General features: G+C 38.0%; 4 protein-coding genes. All 4 read left to right on the top strand.

Annotated elements, in window-relative coordinates:
• Positions 1-3,143: hypothetical protein (locus tag GQ590_RS11635; protein ID WP_160422626.1), on the top strand; the 3,143-nt coding region annotated here is incomplete at its 5' end.
• A gap of 12 nt (positions 3,144-3,155) precedes the next feature.
• A complete protein-coding gene (locus tag GQ590_RS11630; RefSeq protein WP_160409189.1) occupies positions 3,156-3,857 on the top strand; it encodes a hypothetical protein in 702 nt (233 codons plus the stop codon).
• A gap of 20 nt (positions 3,858-3,877) precedes the next feature.
• On the top strand, positions 3,878-4,402 hold the full coding sequence (locus GQ590_RS11625) for a hypothetical protein (RefSeq protein WP_160409187.1): 525 nt from the start codon (positions 3,878-3,880) through the stop codon (positions 4,400-4,402).
• A 13-nt stretch (positions 4,403-4,415) separates the two neighbouring features.
• Positions 4,416-4,885: hypothetical protein (locus GQ590_RS11620; RefSeq protein WP_160409185.1), on the top strand; the 470-nt coding region annotated here is incomplete at its 3' end.

Raw genomic sequence — 4,885 nt, 5'->3', positions numbered from 1 at the left:
TTTTTCAAAAAGAGAAAGCATCAATAAAAAGTCATCCGATAAAGTATTTTGAACCGGAAATCGCGTATGCGCGTCGTCAATATCAGCAAATCGAGCAGTATAAAGAACTGATACGCTCACCGGTTGCAAAATCTGATGTAAATGAAAGCTATCTGTTTTTATTTTATAATTCGGCGGATAATTATGATTCAAGTATTAAAGAAGACGAAATAGATAGGATCATTGATGAATCGAAGAGGCTAAGACATAGTACATATATAAATTATAACAATTATCTAAACTATTTTACAACAGATCGAAAAAAAATGTCTGAACATAATGAGATTGATAAAATTCAGGTATTTGATGTCATTGGTGAAGAGTTATTAGCAAAACAATTAGGTGTGGAGCCCGAGTCTACTTTTTGGAATAAAAAAGTCGCTAATTGCAATTATTTGTACTGTCGTCGTTTGAGTTTGTATGGATTAGAAATAAATCTTTTAGGTCAAAGAGGATTAGGTGAATACAAAGAACATGACTTAACTCCGGAGCAACAACAACAGTTACTAGCACTGTACAAAATGAATAACAAAACATGGATGTCCAAATATATCGATAGTGTCAAAGTAGTTCATTTTTACAATCTTGAAAAAGCGAAAGAAAGTTATGCTGACAAAATACTCAATGGTGACTGGGATAAACGTAAAAAGCGTCTGAATCAACCTTCGTTAGATAATTTTGAAGCGTTAGAAAAAACGGGTAAAGAATCCTTAACCGAATTTGTGGCGAATGCTTCGAAGGACTATTATAACTACTTAATGTGGTTATTTGGTGAAAACTTAACCCACTTTCAGTTAGATAATCAGGACGAAAAAGACAAACAAGACGATAAAGCAAAAAATAGCACTGTGACCTTACCTGGCCGATTCAATATGCTGCCATTCTGGCGCATCGAGTTTGAGCCGGATTTATCGGACAGGCATATCAGCTTTTTTTATACCTTTTTATTGATAATCGACAGCGCCAGTTTAGGTACCTTGACATTACCGGAACATTCCGCATTTTGGGGCATGCTACTCAATAATGAAGAGTCGATCTATTTTTATCTGCTTGCTGAAAAACCCTTAAAAAGTGAAGAAACCCCGGATGATAAATCAACAGTATCATTGATTCAATGCCTGCATATGTTAGAGAATCATGCGCAACCTACATTTACAGATGCTGTTCTCAATATAGAAACCATTTTCAATACGACCAAAACGATTTTAGGTATTAGCATTGATGATAACGTTAATGTTGCCAAACGATTGATAGAGCATGTTGTCAATTCAAGTGTTGATGGCGCCAACCGGGCAATGCAAAATAATATCAAAATTAATCAAATTAAAATGCAAAGTCATTATATTGATACAATAAACCTGTTTAAAGTTAGAGGGCCGGAAGTAATCCGTCAATATAAAGTAAAAATGACCATTAAAGGATTAAATCAATATCTGAAGAAGAATCATCAAATGATGCCATTGTTTAGTAGCACACAAATGACCACCAATAAAGGGAATATTGTTAATTTAATTCAATCGCAGAATAAGGATAAATGGCATATTCCGCTTAAAGGAAAAAATAAGAATTTTGGTAAAGAAGTGGTTGAAATAAATATGTTGATGGCGTTTGAGGATATGGATCGTGTAAACGAATTTGAAAAAGGCTTTACCAAAAATGGAGGGCCTTCCCAGAAAGTGTTAAAGAACATAACGCCCAATGTCATCGAAGTCAATGGGATCACACTCGATGATGATGAAGTGAAATATTTATCAGACGTGATACCAAGACAAAACCAATACGTGGAAGTTTTTGACACATCAAAAAGTCTGGTACTGAGCAGTATCAGTTTGTATTTTCAGTTAGAAAATATAAAAGGTCTGAATAAGCAGATTGATAATATAAAGGATCCTCACTTAAGAACAATAATGAAATTTCGCATATTTACGAGTTATGCGATAATAGGTGTAACGACCATTGAAGTATTATTACATGGGACAAAGCTATTTAAGCTTTTGCTGGCAAAGACGCCGTCGTTATTTTTACAACGAACATCAAGAATGGCAATGTTCAAAGGGACGTTAGGAGTCCTCAATAAGGCAGCTTGTGTGCTTAATGCGATAGACAGTGCGATAGGGGTGTATCAAGCAGGCCTAAGTTGTGGTGAAGGCAATACCGGTTCAACAGCATTAATGGTAACCAGTATCTTGACGCTTGTCTGTAGTGTTGCCGGTTGCCTTGGTTTTATTCCATTATATGGTCAAATTTTGTTTGCCATTATCGCGATAGGGGCACTTATTGTCAGTGTAATCTTCTATGATAACGGCGATGATTGGGATGAATTCAGTAAATGGCTAAACCGCTGTATGCTGGGCAACTTTGACTTTCGTCAATCCAAATACCCACCGTATTACTTACCGACACCAAAATGTATGTTACTGTCGGATCAGGATTACTATTTAGCGGTCAGAAATGGGCGTTGTCTTTTAGAATCAGAAACCTCTTTACTTGACGATATAGCCAGCACAACCATTGGCATTACAAGGGCTTTGGGGCGTAAATCTGATCTGATACTGAACTTGAATTTGCCGGATTTTAATGAAGAAAAATCCGAGTTTGAAGGGACAGTGATAATTAAATCGTTAAGCAATCCGAATCAAACTCCGGTGGAATTAGCGATATCTGATGGATCAGAATGGCTTGAAATTTCAACCATTACCCCTTCCATCTTTTTTACCCCAAGAAAGGATAATGCGGTAGGTAAAGATGAACTTTATCAAATGGATGAAAATAAAGCTGAATCCCCGAAAGAAGAGTCATTATGGAATCAGTTAATGGCGATATCCCATAATCAAGCCATGCCAACGACGACCAATAACACACAGTCAGACAAAAGTAACGAGTCCGAAGCACCAAAGATTGGGTTGTATTTAATTAAATGGTGCTTAGGTCAAATCAGAGGGAATTATGACGTGACTATCAGGGTCAATTACTGGCCAGAAGGCAAGCAGGACGAGAATGCCGACCAAAGTCAAAGCGATGACAGCAGCAGCGACCCGAACACACCAAAACAAGCCAAAGAGCGCACACCGTACTTACTGTCCTACCACTATATAAAAGATTAACAGGATAACACCATGCAAATTAAAACAAATATAACCACACTTTTAATATTTACTGTCAGCTGTTTACTGTTAACGGGGTGCGATACTTATCCGTATAAAGAAAAGATTCAAAATGTTTATGATAACCATAACCCAACAGGCGATAAAGCATTATGTATGATGGTGGGCAGAGTGACACAATCCATGTATCCGTATACCACCTATTATATAGAGGGACAAGATCTACCGTTTGCTCAAGAAAGAAGAAAAGCATTTTATAACCGTTTAAAAAATGGTAGTTTGCACCTGTTTGCTGGGATAGGTTTTTTTACGGAGGAATATACAGGCGAAGTTGACGGCAGAGCGACGTATCGCTATGACCTGACCGATTTAGGGCGAAAATATGTAAAATTTGCATTGGGTAATACCAATTTTTGTTTTGGTCGGGTGGTGGTGGACAAAATCACCCGCACAAAAGACACCATTAACGGGGTGGGAGGGGGCACGGTGCGGGATGTCTATTTTACTTATCATCTTGAAAATGTGCCGGACTGGGTCAAAGATCCACAAATATATAAACGATTTCGATATTTTAAAGAACAAGTTAATGGGGAACCATTTCCCGGGATTCACAGTTATAAGGTGTCAAGTAATGGAAAATTAACAACTATGACTGGTGTCAGCGGTACATATAAATGGGCATCGGATTATAATCGAGAAATCAAAGAAAAGTGATTAAACATTGTTAGTTTTAAATGGTGAAAAAATCAGTGTTTGAAGGAAAAATAACGATTAAATCGTTAACCTATCCTGAGCGAACTCCGGTGGAGTTGGCGATATCAAATGGATTTGAGACATTAGCCATTTCAACCATTACCCCCTCCAGCTTTTTTACTCCAAGAACGGATAATGCGGTTGGTAAAGATGAACTTTATCAAATGGATAAAAATAAAGCAGAGCCCGCAATAGAAGAGTCATTATGGAATCAGTTAATGGCAGTATCCCATAATCAACCAATGCCAACGACGACCAATAACACACAATCCGACAAAAACAAGTCCGAAGCGCCCAAAATTGGTCTGTATTTAATTAAATGGAGCTTAGGTCAAATCAGAGGGAATTATGATGTCACCATTAGGGTCAATTACTGGCCAGAAGGCAAGCAAGAGGAGAGTGGCGACCAAAGCCAAAGCGATAACAGCAGCAGCGACCCGAACACCCCCAAACCAGTAAAAGAACTTACGCCGTACTTACTGTCACACCACTATATAAAAGATTAAACAGGAAATCACCATGCCAACTAAAGCAAGTCTAACCACACTTTTAATATTCACTTTCAGTAGTTTGCTGTTAACCGGGTGCGATACTTATCCGTATAAAGAGAAGATTCAAAACGTTTATGACAATCACAACAAAACAGGTGATAAAGCACTATGCATGATGGTGGGGGATATCACATCCTCAATGTACCCGTATATCACCTATTATATGCAAGGGCAGGATTTGCCATATTCGCCAGAAACACAAGAAGCAGTTTTTAATCGATTAAAAAATGGTAGTTTACACCTTTTTGCCGGGATAGGTTTTTTTACCGAAGAGTATGCTGGCGACGTTGACGGCAGAGCGACTTACCGTTACGACCTGACCGATTTAGGGCGAAAATATGTAAAATTTGCACTTGGTGAAACCAATTTTTGTTTTGGTCGGGTGGTGGTAGACAAAATTAACCGCACAAAAGACACCATTAACGGGGTGGGGGGCGG

Source organism: Gilliamella sp. Lep-s35 (assembly GCF_009795845.1).
Taxonomy (GTDB): Bacteria; Pseudomonadota; Gammaproteobacteria; order Enterobacterales; family Orbaceae; genus Gilliamella.
This window is presented reverse-complemented; position numbering and strand designations above follow the sequence as displayed.

Coding starts and splice junctions, on each gene's coding strand:
- GQ590_RS11630 (WP_160409189.1), top strand. CDS start 3,156: ATGCAAATTAAAACAAATATAACCACACTTTTAATATTTACTGTCAGC.
- GQ590_RS11625 (WP_160409187.1), top strand. CDS start 3,878: ATGGTGAAAAAATCAGTGTTTGAAGGAAAAATAACGATTAAATCGTTA.